The sequence below is a fragment of the Paenibacillus agri genome (assembly GCF_013359945.1).
In the GTDB taxonomy this organism is placed as follows: domain Bacteria; phylum Bacillota; class Bacilli; order Paenibacillales; family Paenibacillaceae; genus Paenibacillus_AQ; species Paenibacillus_AQ agri.
Genome location: NZ_JABWCS010000221.1, coordinates 421,253 through 438,679, shown reverse-complemented (window position 1 = coordinate 438,679; position 17,427 = coordinate 421,253). Strand labels below are relative to the sequence as shown.

Annotated in this window: 15 protein-coding genes and 1 pseudogene; 4 read left to right on the top strand and 12 right to left on the bottom strand. The window is 47.3% G+C overall.

The genetic code is table 11. The features are described 5' to 3' along the window. Positions 1-19: 19 nt before the first annotated feature. Positions 20-151, bottom strand: a complete 132-nt coding sequence (locus HPT30_RS28745) for a sporulation protein YjcZ (RefSeq protein ID WP_175374670.1) — start codon at positions 149-151, stop codon at positions 20-22. A gap of 199 nt (positions 152-350) precedes the next feature. On the opposite strand from HPT30_RS28745, the gene HPT30_RS28740 reads away from it, so the two are divergent. Beyond that, complete coding sequence (locus HPT30_RS28740; RefSeq protein ID WP_246317508.1) at positions 351-1,328, top strand: phosphotransferase enzyme family protein; 978 nt, start codon at positions 351-353, stop codon at positions 1,326-1,328. Between the two features lie 3 nt (positions 1,329-1,331). Here the strand turns inward: HPT30_RS28740 and HPT30_RS28735 are convergent, their stop codons facing one another. Beyond that, positions 1,332-1,952 carry a histidine phosphatase family protein gene (locus tag HPT30_RS28735; protein WP_175374668.1) on the bottom strand — a complete coding sequence of 207 codons (621 nt, stop codon included), beginning with the start codon at positions 1,950-1,952 and terminating at the stop codon, positions 1,332-1,334. Positions 1,953-2,069: 117 nt separating this feature from the next. Here HPT30_RS28735 and HPT30_RS28730 point away from each other — a divergent pair, with 117 nt between their 5' ends. Next, complete coding sequence (locus tag HPT30_RS28730; protein ID WP_175374667.1) at positions 2,070-2,963, top strand: LysR family transcriptional regulator; 894 nt, start codon at positions 2,070-2,072, stop codon at positions 2,961-2,963. A gap of 62 nt (positions 2,964-3,025) precedes the next feature. Here the strand turns inward: HPT30_RS28730 and deoD are convergent, their stop codons facing one another. The 5 genes and pseudogenes from deoD to deoR form a co-directional block, all read right to left on the bottom strand. Then, positions 3,026-3,733: a purine-nucleoside phosphorylase gene (gene deoD, locus HPT30_RS28725; RefSeq protein WP_066370252.1), complete on the bottom strand. Its 708-nt coding sequence runs from the start codon at positions 3,731-3,733 to the stop codon at positions 3,026-3,028. A gap of 26 nt (positions 3,734-3,759) precedes the next feature. Then, positions 3,760-4,941 (bottom strand): phosphopentomutase, encoded by a 1,182-nt coding sequence (gene deoB / locus HPT30_RS28720; RefSeq protein WP_175374666.1) that lies wholly within the window; start codon positions 4,939-4,941, stop codon positions 3,760-3,762. 17 nt (positions 4,942-4,958) lie between these two features. Next, positions 4,959-5,363: pseudogene (locus HPT30_RS28715) on the bottom strand (cytidine deaminase); the annotation flags it as partial. A gap of 50 nt (positions 5,364-5,413) precedes the next feature. Then, positions 5,414-6,082 carry a deoxyribose-phosphate aldolase gene (deoC, locus tag HPT30_RS28710; RefSeq protein WP_175374665.1) on the bottom strand — a complete coding sequence of 223 codons (669 nt, stop codon included), beginning with the start codon at positions 6,080-6,082 and terminating at the stop codon, positions 5,414-5,416. A 160-nt stretch (positions 6,083-6,242) separates the two neighbouring features. Next, positions 6,243-7,178, bottom strand: a complete 936-nt coding sequence (gene deoR / locus HPT30_RS28705; RefSeq protein ID WP_175374664.1) for a DNA-binding transcriptional repressor DeoR — start codon at positions 7,176-7,178, stop codon at positions 6,243-6,245. A gap of 198 nt (positions 7,179-7,376) precedes the next feature. Between deoR and HPT30_RS28700 the strand changes: the two genes are divergently transcribed. Beyond that, on the top strand, positions 7,377-8,678 hold the full coding sequence (locus HPT30_RS28700) for an MFS transporter (RefSeq protein ID WP_175374663.1): 1,302 nt from the start codon (positions 7,377-7,379) through the stop codon (positions 8,676-8,678). Between the two features lie 247 nt (positions 8,679-8,925). Here HPT30_RS28700 and HPT30_RS28695 read toward each other — a convergent pair whose 3' ends face one another. From HPT30_RS28695 to HPT30_RS28680, 4 genes are all read right to left on the bottom strand, one after another. Further along, positions 8,926-9,600, bottom strand: a complete 675-nt coding sequence (locus HPT30_RS28695) for a hypothetical protein (RefSeq protein WP_175374662.1) — start codon at positions 9,598-9,600, stop codon at positions 8,926-8,928. A gap of 72 nt (positions 9,601-9,672) precedes the next feature. Further along, the gene (locus HPT30_RS28690; protein WP_246317507.1) at positions 9,673-11,634 is read right to left on the bottom strand and encodes an AraC family transcriptional regulator; all 1,962 of its coding nucleotides are present in this window, start codon (positions 11,632-11,634) and stop codon (positions 9,673-9,675) included. 362 nt (positions 11,635-11,996) lie between these two features. Then, a complete protein-coding gene (locus HPT30_RS28685) occupies positions 11,997-13,745 on the bottom strand; it encodes a sensor histidine kinase (protein WP_175374661.1) in 1,749 nt (582 codons plus the stop codon). Positions 13,746-13,747: 2 nt separating this feature from the next. Next, entirely contained in the window at positions 13,748-14,500 is a 753-nt protein-coding gene (locus HPT30_RS28680) for a response regulator transcription factor (protein WP_175374660.1), read from the bottom strand. 436 nt (positions 14,501-14,936) lie between these two features. Here HPT30_RS28680 and HPT30_RS30530 point away from each other — a divergent pair, with 436 nt between their 5' ends. Then, complete coding sequence (locus HPT30_RS30530) at positions 14,937-16,004, top strand: M23 family metallopeptidase (RefSeq protein ID WP_175374659.1); 1,068 nt, start codon at positions 14,937-14,939, stop codon at positions 16,002-16,004. 149 nt (positions 16,005-16,153) lie between these two features. Here HPT30_RS30530 and HPT30_RS28670 read toward each other — a convergent pair whose 3' ends face one another. Next, entirely contained in the window at positions 16,154-17,386 is a 1,233-nt protein-coding gene (locus HPT30_RS28670) for an aminopeptidase (protein ID WP_175374658.1), read from the bottom strand. Between the last annotated feature and the right edge of the window lie 41 nt (positions 17,387-17,427).

The following is a 17,427-nucleotide window of genomic DNA, read 5'->3' as shown; positions in this document are numbered from 1 at the left end:
TTACAAACTAAAGTATTATTTAGATAAAGCATGCACTAAGAATAATGACCAACAAGATGTACAGTACAAGAATAGCACCTGTGGATGTAAACCCTACGTGAGGGTGATGATGGTGGTGACCCCACGCTGCTCCTGCGACTTTTTCACTCATAATTTTCTTCCTCCTTCGTCATGAACCCTCATAATTGAGTACACCACAACATATGTAGTTCATTCGCCTCTTGCTTGGGCATGCGCGGAAACACAATCCTGTAGTCTGGTATTATTCACTTATAACCAATTTCTACCTTAATATTCCTGTTATTCTTTTGATACAATGGAACAAATAATTCATTGATGGGGGCATGATTTTGGATCAGATCTTAGGTAAAGCTGCTTCAGCACTACAGCAATATCATATTCAGGCAGATTCCGTTCAGCTTATCGGTCAAAGTGCAAATTTGATTTATAAGGTTACTGATATTCATAATAATAGCTATAGCCTGCGATTTCACCAGTCCAATAGTGCGACTATGGAGGATATCTGGACTGAACCGAATGTCCTCGCATCAGAAATGGTATGGCTGGAAGCTCTAGCTGAAAAGGAAGATCTAATCACTCCAAGGCCATACAGGAATACACAGGGACATTTCGTCTCCGATGTGGATGGTATCAGTTGTACATTAATCAGCTGGATAGAAGGTGAACAAAAGCCTTTTATCCCTACCGTAGAAGATGCTGAACAGGTTGGGCATATGATCGGTAGGCTGCATAAGCAGTCAGCAGCATGGAACGTTCCTGCCTCATTCACCCGTCCTTCTTTTGACCGAACCCGCATTTTGCAAGCTCTTGATAAAATCAAAACTTTGGCGGCAAGTGGTACACTCGATCCAGCAGACACGGCTGTGTTGCTTGAAGCTGGCAATAAAGCAATACTGATGAAGGATCGTTTAGAGAGAAATAAGGACAACTGGGGGATGATTCACGCCGACCTGATCCCAAGTAATTTTATATTTAATAACGGTGAAGCCTGCCCGATCGACTTTGGAGCATGCGGGTTTGGATATTTCCTGGGCGACCTTGGCTGGGCGTTCTCTTATATTCATCCGGCGTTCAGACAGCCAATGATTGCGGCCTATGCCAAGCATTTTCCACTACCCGAGGATCATATCCTACTACTAGAAGGCTTTTTCGTCGCTACACAGCTTGAAACCATGAATTTCTGGCTCGGACTGCCCGATGTAATGGAATGGTTCCCCGATCATATTAGCAAGTTAGCACATAGAGAATTCAGACACTATATCAATGAAGAGTCCTTCCTGTTTACCGGAACACCCTATTGGGAGTAATTCCTATTCTTTATAATGTGAGGTGTCACCATAGAGTTCTACGTGAACATCACCGTTGCACAGTACGATTTTGCTAAGGCTGGTCGACAAAATGTCGGGCAGCTCTCTTAGCTCGTGCAGCTTTTTGCCCAGATAATATCCCATAATGACCTTCAAGGTAATACGATGCGTCACCAAAAGTACATTGCCTCCAGTATGTTTGCCCATGATATCCTCCACAGCAGGAATCACCCGTTCCAGCAGTGCCGCGTAGCTCTCTCCCTCGCCGGATGGCTGATACAGGTGGGGGGCCTCCCAGAAATTATGAAACTGCTCTGCATCTTTCACCCGATTGTCTTCAATAAGCTGTCCTTCCCACAGACCCATGTTGATCTCTCTTAACTCAGCTTTGGTCCGCAGTTCCCCAGGTCTGTCGCCCTGAATAATATGGGCCGTGCTTATCGCCCTTGGACTAGTACTGCTGTAGATGGCCTCAAATGGCACCTTCTGCAATCGTTCTTGAAGCCATTCGGCCTGCTCTTTCCCTGTAATGGTTAACGGAGAATCCTGATGTCCCTGCATCCGACCCTGCAAATTCCACTCGGTCTGGCCATGTCTCGTCAAATACAATGTAGTCTCAGTCATGCTGTATCTCTCCTTCGCTGTGAATGTAATTGGAGTATACTATGTATATCTATAGATTAAAATTATATAATATCTATAATATATAACTTCAGTATATAAAGAGGTGCGGCGTAATCTATGTTAAATCTTCATGTCTTGAGGCTGTTCTACACAGTTGCCACTACAGGCAGCGTAACTCGGGCCTCGCAGAAGCTGAATATCAGCCAACCTGCCATTTCGGCCCAAATCCATAAGTTTGAGAAGGAACACAGCATCCTATTATTTGAGATACAGGGTAGACAACTTGTACTTACACCTCTTGGAGAGCAGCTGATCCAGCCGCTTCAAAAGCTGTTTGCACTTGAAGAACAAGTGCAGCTGCGCATCGAGGATCATCACAGCCATCCCAAAGGCAAGCTGCGGATTGTCGGCAATTACCTGGCTACCAGTATTCTGATTCCGTCCTGGGCCGCTTTGTTCAAGAAGAAGTACGCGGAGGTGGAGGTGCAGATCAGCACAGCCAATTCCCGGGAAGCCCTTGAGAAATTAATGAATTTCGAAGCAGATGTCGCGATCTACGGCCTAGGGGACATGCCCCTGCCAATTGCGCAAGGGCTCCACTGGACAGAATTGTATGATGACGAGTTCTGGTTCGTGGTGTCTCCAGAGCATAAGTATGCTAACAAGGTAATCACGTTGGTCGACATGCTCGGAGAGCCCTTCATTATGCGGGAAGCAGGCAGCGTAGCCCGGGAACGGCTTATTGAATTATGCAGGGAGCAACAGCTCACACCCCCTGCTATAGAACTGCAATTTAACGGAATGAGCGGGGCTATTCATGCCGTTCGTGCCGGTTATGGAGCAAGCTTCATCTCATCACTGGTGGCTAAGCCATACGTGGCGCGCGGGGAGCTGGCTAAAGTCAACGTCACTGGTGTGAAGTTGAAGAACACCATAGTGATGTGCACAAGGCAGCAGGAGCATGTCGAGCCACTTGTAGAGAAATTCTCAGCGATTGCCGTTATTCATTAAATAAAAAAAGACATCCCTGCCGACCGTTTCCGGTACAAGGATGTCTTTACTTGCTTATGCCATTACAGGGAATGCACTGTATCCAGTGCTACTTCCATCATGTCGTTGAACGTGCTTTGACGTTCTTCGGAGGTTGTTTCTTCTCCAGTCAATAGATGGTCGCTTACAGTCAGGATCGTAAGAGCGTTCACGCCGTATTTTGCAGCCAGTGTGTAAAGAGCAGTGCTCTCCATCTCTACACCCAGCACACCATGATCCATCAGCTTTTGTACAATGGCTTTGTCATCACGGTAGAACGTGTCCGAGCAGAAGACGTTACCGACATGCATTTTCAGACCTTTAGCAGTACCACGCTCATAGGCAGACTTTAGCATTTGGAAATTCGCGATCGGCGAGAAGTCATAACCCCCGAATACGTGACGGTTCACACTGGAATCCGTACAGGAAGCTTGGGCGAGAATGACCTCGCGAACACGAACGCTTTCCTGCATGGCACCACAGGTACCGACGCGAACCAGGTTCTTCACGCCATACTCGCGGATCAATTCATTAACATAGATACTGATGGAAGGTACACCCATTCCTGTCCCTTGTACAGAAATCTTCTGGCCTTTATAGGTTCCGGTAAATCCGAGCATACCGCGGACCTGGTTATAGCAGGTAACATCCTCAAGATAAGTCTCGGCGATAAACTTCGCACGAAGCGGATCTCCCGGTAATAGTACCGTTTCGGCAATCTCGCCTGCTTTGGCTCCAATATGAACACTCATGGTCATTTCTCCTTTAGGCTGGTTAATTATTTCAGATCCGTTAAAAAGCTCTTACCATACTCCGGCATGGTGACGTTAAAGTTCTCAGCCACGGTTGCTCCGATATCTGCAAAGGTTTTCCGGATTGGCAAGGCTTGTCCGCCTCCCGCAAAGCGCGGCGAATAGACCAGAAGCGGCACATACTCACGGGTGTGATCCGTTCCGCGGTAGGTAGGATCATTTCCGTGATCCGCGGTGATGATCAGAAGATCGTCACTGGTCATTTTGGCGAACACTTCAGGCAGCCTGGTATCGAAATCCTCCAGAGCATCAGCATAGCCCTGCGGGTCCCGGCGGTGGCCGTACAACGCATCAAAGTCTACCAGATTTAAGAAGCTGAGTCCATGGAAAGGTTCATCCAGTGTGGCGATGATTTTATCCATCCCGTCCGAATTGGACACCGTACGGATACTCTGTGTAACACCTTCACCATCGTAAATATCCGATATTTTCCCCAAGGCGATTACATCATAGTCAGCTTCCTTCAAGGCATTCATCACTGTTGGACTAAAAGGCTTCAGCGCATAGTCATGACGGTTCGCGGTACGCTTGAAGTTACCCGCCTCACCAACGAACGGTCTGGCAATAATTCTACCCAGCATGTAAGGATCTTCGAGCGTAATTTCCCGGCAGTATTCACAAATCTCATAAAGCTCTTTTAACGGCACAATATCCTCATGGGCTGCGATTTGCAGCACGGAATCCGCAGAGGTGTATACGATGAGCGCCCCTGTCTTCACATGCTCCTCACCCAGCTCGTCTATAATTTCTGTTCCGCTAGCCGGCTTGTTACCGATGATTTTGCGCCCGGTCTTTTGCTCAATTTGGGTAATCAGCGCCTCCGGGAAGCCATGCTCAAAGACACGGAAAGGCGTATCAATATACAGCCCCATGATTTCCCAGTGACCGGTCATTGTATCCTTACCGCGTGAAGCCTCCTGCATTTTCGTATAATAGGCCAATGGCTGGTCAGCAGCAGGTACGCCCTGAATTTCTTCGATGTTGGATAAACCGAGTGCTGCGAGATTCGGCATGTTCAGCCCCCCGCGTTCACGGGCAATATGTCCCAGTGTATCTACATCGTAATCATCAAACTGGGCAGCGTCAGGCGCTTCTCCTATCCCTACAGAGTCCATAACAATTAGATGGATTCGTTTAAATGGCTTCATTCGTGAAGACCCCTTCTCTATTTACTCATATCATCCGCTTGGAAAGCACCCGGCAATAGTTTGGCCATAGTCCACTCCTCGGTATTTCCGTTTAGATTGGTCAGATAAATCTTGGTATTCTCGTCGCAGAATTCGGCCAGCACTTGACGACAGGCCCCACATGGCGACACTGGTCCTTCAGTATCCGCTACGACAGCAATGGCTTCAATTACATGCTCTCCTTCGGAGACTGCTTTAAAGATGGCAGTACGTTCAGCACAATTGGTCAGCCCATAGGATGCGTTCTCAATATTGCACCCTTTGTAAATCTTCTTGCCCCCGGTAAGTATCGCCGCTCCGACTGCAAATTTAGAATAAGGCACATAAGCAGCATTCCGTGCTTCTATGGCTTCCTTGATTAACTGTTCTTTCATCATGATTCCCTCCTGAGAAGGCCTGTCCCTTGTAGGAACAGACCTGTGATTACAACGTTTTAGTAGGAAGAGTTGGACTGCTCGCCTTCCATGATTTTCACGCCGGAGCTGGCTCCGATTCTGGAAGCGCCCGCTTCGATCATGTTCTGCATGTCCTGTAGATTACGTACGCCGCCGGATGCCTTAACGCCGACATTCTCGCCAACAGTCTTGCGCATCAACGCAACGTCCTCTGCAGTAGCACCACCAGTAGAGAAGCCAGTCGATGTCTTCACGAAATCTGCGCCTGCTTTAACTGACAATTGAGAAGCGATCACTTTTTCTTCATTCGTCAGCAGGCTGGTTTCAATAATAACCTTTACAATAGCTTTGCCAGCTGCTGCATCGACTACAGCCTTGATGTCCTGCTCCACATAAGCATGGTCGCCATCTTTCAATGCACCGATATTGATGACCATATCTACCTCAGTGGCTCCGGCAGCAATCGCATTTTGCGCTTCAAAAGCCTTCGTGGCGCTTGTGCTCGCTCCCAGCGGGAATCCGATTACAGTACAGACTTTGACTTTGGTACCAGCCAGCCCTTCAGCAGCATAGCTTACCCATGTAGGGTTAACACACACAGATGCAAATTCATATTTCTTAGCTTCCTCTATTAACTTCGAAATCTCCGCTTTCGTTGCGTCTGCACGCAGAAGCGTATGATCAATCATTCCTGCTAAATTCGACATTTATTCCATCACCTTTCCCGTGAACAATTCTTGAGTCTATGCTACCATATCACGCGTTTGAACACTTGTAAACACACGTATGAAATTACGTTCACGAGTCGATTTACACGTACATGTAAAGTATAGCCCCTTTATCCTTTTGCTAAAAAACAAAGTCCCCTTAACGCAATAACGCTTGTGCGGTGAACTGGTCCGTGATCAGAATATTGGCATATCTGCCCTTAAGCGCAGCGCGGATCGCTTCGGTTTTCCGCTGACCGCCGGCAACCAGAATGGACTTCTCTTTTTTGCCCAATTCAGCAAGATCAATGCCAACCGTGCGATTGTTTAACTCTTCACTGCAAATGGTCCCATCTTTATCGAAAAAGCGTGAGCAAATGTCCCCCGCTCCTGTCCGGCGCAGCAATTCCTGCTCTTCCTTATTAAAATATCCAAGGCGGAACAGCAGCGTATCCTCCTCCACCGTTCCTACTGTAAAGGCTGCGATGTTAGCTTGCCGGCCAAGCTCGATAATCCGCCGAATATGCCGGTCCTCCTCTACCATGGTCTTCACCGCAACACTGTCAAATATCACAGGCAACGGCAAATAACGCGCAATGGTCCGAAAAGCTTCTGCGAACAGATTGACAATCTCCGCCGCATAAGTATTAACTTGAGAATGGCTAACGCCACCCTTCAGTTGAACCACTTCCACACCCTTTACGGGCTTGGATTGCAGTTGAAGCGCTACCGCATGCATTGTGGTGCCCCAGGTTACACCGATAATATCGCCGTCCTGCACAGTCTCGTGGATATAGTCCGCTGCTTTTTTACTGATATGGTTCTTGATCTCTTCCGCGTCATTGGTGGGCGAATTGCACAAAACAACGGTATCCAGCCCATATTTTCGTTTCAAATCGCTGGCGAGCAGGTCCAGATCCTCACTGGGATCAATGATCGTAATATTCACGTAGCCCTGGTCCTTGGCATATTGCAGCAGTCTGGAGACAGTTGGGCGGGATAAGCCCATTTTGACGGCAATCTGCTGCTGGCTATAGTCAGACTGATAATAGAGTCTCGCTGCTTGTATGCTCAAACGTTGCTTTTCAATGTCCATGGTCACCCCAACTACCTTAGTATGTTTTGTCCCGCAAGATCCTATAGCGATTTTAAACTATAATGAAGGATGAAAATAGAGGAAAATAAATTGACAATAAAAAGTGTCAATCCTATAATGATTTTAATTCAATTATTTAATTGAATATTCAAAGATAGTGATTCTCTATTCCATCAGATGCAGGGGGAAAGCGTTACAATGAATTCAGAAATAGATGCTAACGCATCAACTAAAGGAACCTCATCCAGGCTGGAACAATATGTTCAGTCTCCGGAAGAGCAGCAGCGATTATATCGAAGGTCATTGTTCGTTGTAGTACTATCACAAATGTTCGGGGGCGCGGGGCTCGCTGCTGGTATTACCGTCGGAGCACTGCTGGCGCAGGAAATGCTGGGTGCAGATAGCTTCACAGGCGTCCCTACGGCTCTCTTTACATTCGGTTCTGCCGCTGCGGCTTGGATCGTTGGCAGACTTTCGCAACGCTTTGGACGGCGGCTCGGACTGGCTGCAGGTTTTCTGACTGGTGGACTGGGTGCCATTGGCGTTGTGCTGGCAGCTCTAACCACTAATCTTCCACTACTTTTTATTTCCTTATTCATCTATGGTGCCGGAACAGCCACGAATTTGCAGGCTCGCTATGCAGGGACCGATTTGGCTGATTCCAAGAAACGGGCTACAGCGGTAAGTATAGCCATGGTCGCTACCACCTTTGGTGCGGTTGCAGGTCCCAACTTGGTTGAACCTATGGGCCGGTTTGCTGCAATGCTGGGAGTCCCTGCTCTCGCTGGTCCGTTCATTCTTGCTGCTGCGGCTTATATTGTAGCCGGATTGGTATTTTTAATATTCCTGCGTCCTGATCCTTTACTGGTAGCCAAAGCCATTGCTGAGCATCAGAGCATAAATAAGCTACAGCAGTCTCAAGAAAAGCTGAGTGCTACATCCGTAAATAAACACGGGATCGCTATTGGGGCAATCATCATGATCCTAACGCAAATCGTGATGGTTGCAGTTATGACCATGACGCCTGTACATATGAAGCATCATGGGCATGCGTTAGGGCAAATAGGGCTTGTTATTGGCATTCATGTGGGGGCGATGTATCTGCCTTCCCTCGTAACAGGCTTGTTAGTCGATAAAATTGGCCGCAGGGCAATGGCGATTGCCGCGGGTGTTACCCTGCTTCTATCCGGGATCTTGGCAGCCATCGCACCAGCACAATCTATGATCTTACTGATCCTTGCTCTAGCCTTGCTTGGACTGGGCTGGAACTTCGGCTTAATCAGCGGAACAGCTTTCGTAGTTGATGCCACCACTCCATCCAATCGGGCCAAAGTCCAAGGTTCTGTGGATGTCTTAATCGCCCTGGCTGGTGCTTCTGGCGGAGCCTTATCCGGAATGGTAGTAGCCCACTCCAGCTATAGCATCCTTTCCTTAGCGGGGGGAATTCTTGCCCTGCTGCTTGTGCCTGTATTGCTGTGGCCTCGTTCCCAAAGATCATAGGTAACAGATTCTGCGTCAAAGCAGCCAGGCAGCGTCATACTTCCGGCTAAAATTTTTCGTCGAAAAGGAAAAAGGAGCATTCAACTCTCGTTGAAGTGCTCCTTTTCACCGTTAACAATCCTTAGATGGATATGCTGCCACTTCTGCGAGCACCAGCGCATGACCATGAGTATGTATTCCCCTCAGCCATTCATCGACGATGAAGGCAAGCCATCCCTCAGATATGTCTTACTCTTAGCACCAAATCCTACAAAAAACCGTTCATTCCACCAAAAATCCGTCCAAAGACATTAAAATAAATCATGATAATTGACAGTATTAGAGCTATCGGTAGAACGTATATAAATTGCATTCTCTTTTTCGGAATGTTAAATAGCAAAATAAGGATCATAATTTGATAAATCCCCATAAGGTATGGAATTAAGTAGTAATGAGTGTGAATGGGTAAATAGGCGTGACGCAATTGGAACCCTTCTGTCAGCAAAGCTGTGATTGGAAGAGCTGAAATAATAGTGGACAACATTCCTGTTCCACGCGCATACCACATAAAATAGGCACAAACAGGAGATACCACTGCGCATATTCCCCAAAAAAGAATGGCTCTCTGCGGGAAAAAATGTAGAACCTGCACTGTGTACACATAATAAACGGCAAGCACCGATCCAAAAAAAGATAATATTTTGACAGAGGCTAATTTAGGCGAAGAACTGAACACTGACAACAGTGTGGCCACAAACACCCAGATCCCAAGTCGTCCACCGATATTGTCAAAGATGGGGTTCATATTCGGTGTATCCACAAGTTTTGCTGCTAGGCCCAAGATAGCTCCGATAATTATTGCAGTAACTTTTGAAACAACCCTTTGCATCGTGGTTGATTGGCTCGCAGCTCTAATCTGATTCAATTTGTGGCTTAGTTTCATGAATAGCCCTCCAACCGATGTTGTTATATCAGGCGGACAATTTAATCGAGGATTTACAGCTAAGAACCTCATTTAGTTGGAATCTTTACCCGCTAACCAGTCAGCTAGCTCCTCCGTCTGAGAGAGCGTTGCGATGGGATCAAAGTACCAAGATTTATCCTGACTCCAGACATATATTCGATCATTTTTTACCGCTTCTAGTGAGCCCCATACAGGATCGGCCTTGAAATCTTCTATAGTACGCTCATTCGTTGTAATCACAATATAATCTCCTGCAAAATCAGGCAGCGTCTCCTCTGATATTTCCACCAGCTGCTCCTTCATGAGCAGATCTTTCTTAGCTGCAGGAGGCTTCAGTCCAAGCGCAGTGTAGACAGCTTGTCCTCCGCGGCCAAAATTGTCTCCAAAAGCCAATGTGCCTTTTTTATTGTATTGCATAATTGAAAATTCACTGGTGGCAGGAATCGCCTTAGCTACACGTTCTTTGGCACTTGAAATGCGCCGATCATACTCCTCAAGCCACTTATTAGCCTCAGCCTCTTTACCAAGCGCCTTACCAAAATAAGTGATTTCTTCATGCGCATTCTTTAACTCTCCGAATGGAACAACGACTGTAGGGGCAATCTTGCTAAATGACTCGTACAGTTGATCATTGCCAGTAATGATCAGATCCGGATCCAATGCCAGTACTTTCTCTAGCGAGATAGCTTCATATTCCCCAATATTCTCTACACCTTGAAGAAATTCTTTGTAATAGGGATTTTTCAAATTCAGTTCCGGCGTCCCGACCGGCGTTATTCCGAGAGCAATCATGCTTCCCAAATACAAATCAACTATAATACGCTTGGACTCAGCCGGAATTTCAATCTCTCCATTGATCGTTGATACCGTTCTCGTCTTGGCCACTGTACCACTGTTGTCAGTCGCATTAGAGGACGTGGTCGATCCTGTATTTCCTGATGGTGAACCAGCTCCTCCAACCACTGTATTCCCTGCACCTGTCGAGCACGCGCTCAGCAACAGCGTCAAAGTGAACAACAAGACCAAGGCCATGCTTGATTTGGAATTTCTTTTCATTTGTATAGACCCTCCACGTTTTAATCGATAATGATTATCATCATCATTAACAATATAACGTGGCCGCCTACCGGTTCCAATAGATAATCCCGATAAAATAAATGGACGATCTTCTGCTAAGCCGCGCTGCCTTCCTAGCGTCCGGAAACGAACTGGTGATAGACTGGTGTGCTTTTTGAATACTCGACTAAAATAATACACATCCGAATATCCTACTTCTGCCGCAATATCCCGTAAGGTTGCGTCAGTTGTGAGCAATAGTTCCTTAGCATGGCTCAACCTGACTTGAATTAAATAGTCAATCGGGCTTGCCCCAGTCTGCGCCTTGAAAGTCATCGATAGATGGCGGGGACTGTAGTTCAGCTGTTCTGCGATGGAATCCAGTGATATGCTTTCCTGATAATGCTGTTGGATATAACGAATCGCCTGGGAGACGAGATTCGGCTTGTGTGTCTCTACACCCTGCGAATCCAACTGCCACAGTAGCTCGTGGACGAATTGGTAAAAGAGTCCCTTGACCTTAAAGCGCTCCAGCTCTCTCGCATGCACCCATACCTTCTCCATCCCTGTGAGGTAGCGAAGCAGTGACAATGGTTCCTGCGGTTTGAAGCCATATTGAAGCGAGAACGGCTTGTTCAGCTCCATAAGCAGTGCAAGCTTTTTCCCCCTTGGAAGAGCATTTACTGCCCTGTAGAACAATAAGTAATATTCAAACTCCTCCTTCACTACTATATCCAGGCGCATCCCCTTCCCCCCGTGCAGCACATGAAATTGCCTCACTTCATGCACCATACCATCCAGCTTTAGGCTGGCTGAGCCGCGGATGCTATAAAGAAACGCGCTTGCAGGTAGCAAATAGGCTTCCAACAGCTCGCTAGGATTCATCACATTATGCCTGATGTCCAATATTTTCACAGCAGCTTGGTTCCATAGCGTAATATGCTCATCCAGATTCAATACGCAATCATCTCCATTCCAGCCCTTTTCGCTCTTTAATGAAGAGTCTCTATTCGACCTATATAAGACGAACTCAAGAACCGAACGTAAGGCTCAGTCGTCACTACGGTGGAATGTTTGGACTTCCGGCCGCTGTTGTCTCCAGATTTCTTTCCATAAGTACCGCTGTTTGCGGTTGAAATCTGGAGACAAAGGCGGTCGCTACCGCTCCTACAGTTCCAAACTTCCCCCTGCGTTCCTTCTCGCTTTTTGTTACTTTCTTTTGTTCGGCTTATATAGTTATTCAAAATCCCCTATAATTGCCCCTAATAGTAAATTTCCGTTCATGCCTGCTTCATTATAAGTGATAATGGTTCTCACCTTCAACTCCAAATTAACCAAATCGACGTCCCTTTACCAAGACCCGACTTCACAACAATCCGGCCGCCCATCGCCTCAGTGAGTCCTTTGGAGACGGCTAATCCCAGCCCAGATCCATCGGTTGAAGCACTGGTATTGCCTCCACGGTAGTAACGCTCGAACAGATTGCTGACCGTTCGCTGATCCATCCCCTGCCCATTGTCGCTAAAATGTATCATCATTCCCTTTCCCATATCACCGGTAAGGGTAACTGTAAGCTTCGTGTCGGGAGAATTGTGGAGCAAAGCATTGGCTGTCAGATTATTGACAATCCGCTCCAGCCAAGGCGTATATAGATGTACCCTAATCTCTTTGGGTGCAGCTTGATAGATGATCCTTCCCTCGCCGTATGCGGGATTCGCTGCGGCTTGATCCAGCGCATTGGCCAACCAGCCGTTCAGCTCGATCTCTTCAGTCAGCGGCGGCGTGATACCATTTCGGATACGGTAGGAGATCGCCAGATCACTGATCAATGTATCTATATGCGCAGATTTCTCCAGCATTATCGCGGAGAACTTGCGTACTTCAAGTGGTGACCATTCATATTCCGCTTCCGCCAGCAAATGGGCGTAACCCTTGATAGAGGACAGTGGCGTCTTCAAATCATGGGTAATCCCGCTGATCCATTCCTCACGCAAGATTTCCGTCTGGCGGCGGGTCTCCTGCTCGCGCTGCAGGCTGTCCGACAATTTATCGATAGATAACATGACATCTCCGAACACGCGATAACGTCGTCTCCATTTTCCTGACTTCATCCGGCTGCGCGGCTGCCCTTTCCGGTCAGCCGGTTCTTTAAAGGACGATTTGCCGAGCGAATCCAGCCAGGCCAGCATATGCAGCATAGGGCCGCCAAATCGGTGAGCGTTCAGAAGGGAAAGTAGAGCAAAGATGATCAGGGTTGCGATAAGCATAATTGCTGCGCCTGTCCAAATGATGCGAGTCTCTGCCGAAATAAAAAACTCTTGTGCCGAATAAATGTTGGCGTTAAGGGGTAATCCAATCACCCAGGTCAAGCTAGTATCTTCATCATAAGCAGATGAGATGTCATAACCGTATCTGTCACCATACTCTGAGCGCAGCGCTAGTTCTTGAACATTATAATGGTCCGGGACCGATGAGGGACGGTTGAAGGAGGCTAGTTCTGCGCCTGAACTATCAATTAGCTGCACATATCCTTTTTTGGCATACATACGATCGGCTAAGCCTTCCGGGAGCTGTAATCTGCCCTCTGAATATGATGGACTGCTTTTCATGAGCGTTTTCAGCAAAGGCTCCAAGTTTTTGGGAACGCCATACAGCAATGTGTAGAGAACGCCGTTTTTCTCCTGAATCCACAGATACAGGCCATAAGGAAACTCCTTTTGTCCTTGCCAGTAAGCAATCAGCTCTCCCGGTGCATATTGTTTGGGTACATCGCTTGGCGTATTATAGGATTTCTCCACCTCTCCCTCTTCGTTGAGGCTTTGCAGCCAGCCGTTATTCTTCCTTACCTGCTCCAGCAGCTCGGGATCGAAGATAACGCCATCCTCCCCAAACTGGGAAGACTCCACGAGCCGCTCCAGCCCTACAGAATAAAAATTGTTCTGCAATCTAACATCATTCATGCGCTCCATCACCCACCAAATGGTACACGCGGCAATCAAGAGCACAACCAAGCCAGCAGTGACGGAATGCAGGACGAATCTCAGTGTTAATTGTCGCTTGATGTTCATGTCTACAAGGGTCTCCTCTGGTTCTCCTGGACGAGCTTATATCCCATTCCTCTCACATTCACTAGAAAGACTGGGTTAGACGGCTCCCGTTCAATACGCTCTCTGATTCGGTGGATATGAACCATAACCGTATTGTCGTCGCAAAAGGCTTCTTCGCCCCATACACTTTCGTACAGCTCCGTTTTGGTGAATAGCCGGTTGGGATGCTTGCACATAAACAGCAATAGTTGAAACACTAATGAGGGACAGGCAACCGTTAGCCCCTCTACCCTTAGCTCTCCGGCGACTTCATCGACCTGAAATCTTCCGAAATCATAAACGTTACCCGACTGACTGTTGCTGCCCTTGCCCGGCTCTATGGATGTACCAGTAGTGGCTTCTTTCTCCAGATAACGACGCAATTGCGATCTGATCCGTGCGACCAGTTCCAACGGATTGAAAGGTTTCGTTATGTAATCATCTCCGCCAACCGCGAAGCCGGTCAGCTTGTCAAAGTCGGATACGCGGGCTGATAGGAATAAAATCGGTGCATTCGTTTTTTGCCTAAGAAAAGGACAGATCTCAATCCCGCTTCGTCCCGGCAGCATCACATCCAGCACGATCAAATCATAGGTAGTCACGGAACAGGCTTCAATGGCCTCCTCTCCGCTTCCGGCAGAATCAATATGGGTATATCCTTCCTTACGTAGTACGGTCTTCATCAGCTCTATAATGGAATCCTCGTCATCCACGAGCAGAATGGAAGCATCTTTCATCCCGGGTCCTCCCCCACACTTCATGTCTTCCCTCATCTTAACATGAATTTATTCTATAGAAGTGTTGACTCGTACCTTAACAGAATCTTAATTCTTCTATATAAGACAAATTTAAGATTCGAACGTAAGGCTCGATCGTCACTACGGTGAATGTTTGGACTTTCGGCCGCTGTTGTCCCCAGATTTCTTCTTTATAAACCGCTTCTAGCGGTTGAAATCCGGTGACAAAGGCGGGCGCTTCCGCTCCTACAGTTCCAAACCTTCCCCTTCATTCCTTCTCGCTATTTGTTATTTTCTTTTATTCGTCTTATATAGGCATAATCTGTTAAAAATTAAGCTTCCGTTAAGCCCCCGTTACATAAGCCGAAAAGTTACGTTGTTACAATAAAGATGTGAGAAGAACAGATGGCAAGCAACAAGCCAAGGAGGAACAGAAATGAACAAAAAGCACAAGAGATATGGCAAGCGAACGATAGGGTATACCAAAATGATCGCGGGAACAGCAGCGTTAGCCGTTCTGCTCACCGCTTGTGGAGGAGGAAAGGCAGTGGAGAATAAGGAGAAGACAGGTTCAACGGGTCAGCAACAGGCAACGGCGAGTACGAACTCTTCTGCAGAACAGCAGCCAGGAAGTACAGCCACATCCAAGGTTCAACCCGAGGCACTGGCACAGGAAATGTTGAATGGTAATTTCAGCGGTATCTACCAGCGTTTCAGCGACCCTTTTAAAGAAGATATTACGGAAAAAGAATTCAGCGAGATGTCCGCCTCCTTCATAGCAGGCGTTAAGTCCTTCACTCCCGGCTACGTGAGCCTTCTAAATGGCGGAGATCAGCGCTTCTGGAAAAGCGATGCCGGAGACAAAGGAATTACGGCCCTTTTCGATCCAAGCGGAACCATCTTTCAGATGGCCATCACCCACCTGGAGACTCATCCGGATACCGACAAGATCAAAACCAAGATCGCCTATGAGCTGCCCCTGCGCGGAGACTGGTATATCTTCTGGGGCGGGAACAATGAAATGGAGAATGCACACTACTCCTTTGCCGCTCAGCGTTACGCCTATGACATTATCCGGGTAGTTGACCAATACTCCTTCAAAGGCGATCCGCTGAAGAATGAAAGCTACTACGCTTTTGGACAAAATATACTCGCTCCAGCCGACGGAACTGTAGTCTCCGTAGTGAATGATATTGCCGACAATGTACCTGTCGGAGTGATGAATGAAAAGCATCCTGAAGGCAATGTGGTAGTCATTGATCACGGCGGTGAATACAGTTATTTGGCCCATCTCAAAAAGGGCTCAGCTACCGTAAAGCCCGGCGACAAGGTCAAAACAGGTGATGTCATCGGATTGCTCGGCAACTCAGGCAATTCCAGTGAACCTCATCTGCACTTCCAGGTATCGGACGGCGCAGATCTTTTCAAATCCCAAGCCATCAATATTCAATGGAAAAATAATCTAGATCCGATAAAAGGAATGACCGTCACCGTTAAACCATAGACATGGCGCCACACTTTAATCCCAAACTATTGCCCTGGAATGGCAGCTGGATGGTATGCATGCCCTGCTCAACAGCAAAAAGGCCGTAAACCCACTTTACTGGTGAGGCTTACGGCCATATCTTTTTTAACGTTTATTTTCAAACCAACTTACAGTACCCAATTCCCTTTACGGAATACAGGTTCAACTGTTCCATCCGCTAGTTCACCATCAATATCCAGCTCTGCGGAGCCGATCATGAAATCGACATGCGTCAAGCTGACGTTCGCGCCTCTGGCCAGCAGCTCTTCGTTGCTAAGCTTCGTGCCCCCTTCGATATTCACCGGATAGGCGCTTCCGAGCGCAAAATGACATGAGGCATTCTCATCAATGCCTGTATTATAGAAGATTCGGTTCAATCGGGAAATTGGAGAATCATGCTGCACCAGTGCCACTTCTCCGAGATAAGACGCACCTTCATCTGTCTCAAGCAATGACGTCAAATGCTCACGACCTGATTGAGCTTCATAGGCCACGACCTTACCATCCTTAAAGGTGAACGAAAGTCCTTCAACCAAACGCCCATTCAGATTCAAAGGAAGTGTACTAGCAACCGTACCATTTACACCTGTACGATGCGGCATGGAATAAATCTCTTCGGTTGGCATATTCGCAACAAAATATACGCCATTATCGTTCTCACCGCCACCTCCACGCCATAGATGCCCTTCTGGAAGCTCTACACGCAGATCCGTTCCCGGAGCGCGGTAGTGCAGGCTTTTATAACGTTTAGCGTTCATTCTATCCTGACTTTCTTTCAACCCAGCAATATGCTCTTTCCAGGCTGCTACAGGATCATCGCTGCCCACGCGGTTCATCTGGAATACGGCTTCCCACATTGCATTAATCCGCTCTTCTTCAGGGAGATCTGCAAATACTTTATTCGCCCAAGCACGGGTTGGAGCTTTAACAAGTGACCAGCTAATCTTACTGTTACGTGTATATTTAGAATAGTTCTTACGTGCAACAGCAGCCGCTTTAACAGCTCTTGATACCTTGGAAGAATCAATTCCATTGAACAATTCCGGATCAGGCACTTTAATATGTAAAATGGCGCCGTTCTCTTCAGCAAACTTCTCCATCATATCGGCCTGCCACTGCGGATAATAATCGAAGGAATCCTCTGACGCTTTCTCGTAACGAATACGTGTTGTTGCCTCATCTTCCCAATCCACAATTACATATTTCGCTCCTGCTTCATAGGCCTTGCCTACAATCAGGCGGGTCAGCTCTACCGTTTCCATTGGAGCATGCACCATCAGCACCTGTCCGGGCTGTACATTTACCCCAACCTTTACTACTAGCTCTGCATATTTGTTTAGCATGTGCTCAAAGTTATCCATCGTATTTGCCTCCGTCTCTCTAATCTTCGAACTCTAACTGT

Coding starts and splice junctions, on each gene's coding strand:
- HPT30_RS28745 (WP_175374670.1), bottom strand. CDS start 151: ATGAGTGAAAAAGTCGCAGGAGCAGCGTGGGGTCACCACCATCATCAC.
- HPT30_RS28735 (WP_175374668.1), bottom strand. CDS start 1,952: ATGACTGAGACTACATTGTATTTGACGAGACATGGCCAGACCGAGTGG.
- HPT30_RS28730 (WP_175374667.1), top strand. CDS start 2,070: ATGTTAAATCTTCATGTCTTGAGGCTGTTCTACACAGTTGCCACTACA.
- deoD (WP_066370252.1), bottom strand. CDS start 3,733: ATGAGTGTTCATATTGGAGCCAAAGCAGGCGAGATTGCCGAAACGGTA.
- deoB (WP_175374666.1), bottom strand. CDS start 4,941: ATGAAGCCATTTAAACGAATCCATCTAATTGTTATGGACTCTGTAGGG.
- deoC (WP_175374665.1), bottom strand. CDS start 6,082: ATGTCGAATTTAGCAGGAATGATTGATCATACGCTTCTGCGTGCAGAC.
- deoR (WP_175374664.1), bottom strand. CDS start 7,178: ATGGACATTGAAAAGCAACGTTTGAGCATACAAGCAGCGAGACTCTAT.
- HPT30_RS28700 (WP_175374663.1), top strand. CDS start 7,377: ATGAATTCAGAAATAGATGCTAACGCATCAACTAAAGGAACCTCATCC.
- HPT30_RS28695 (WP_175374662.1), bottom strand. CDS start 9,600: ATGAAACTAAGCCACAAATTGAATCAGATTAGAGCTGCGAGCCAATCA.
- HPT30_RS28685 (WP_175374661.1), bottom strand. CDS start 13,745: ATGAACATCAAGCGACAATTAACACTGAGATTCGTCCTGCATTCCGTC.
- HPT30_RS28680 (WP_175374660.1), bottom strand. CDS start 14,500: ATGAAAGATGCTTCCATTCTGCTCGTGGATGACGAGGATTCCATTATA.
- HPT30_RS30530 (WP_175374659.1), top strand. CDS start 14,937: ATGAACAAAAAGCACAAGAGATATGGCAAGCGAACGATAGGGTATACC.
- HPT30_RS28670 (WP_175374658.1), bottom strand. CDS start 17,386: ATGGATAACTTTGAGCACATGCTAAACAAATATGCAGAGCTAGTAGTA.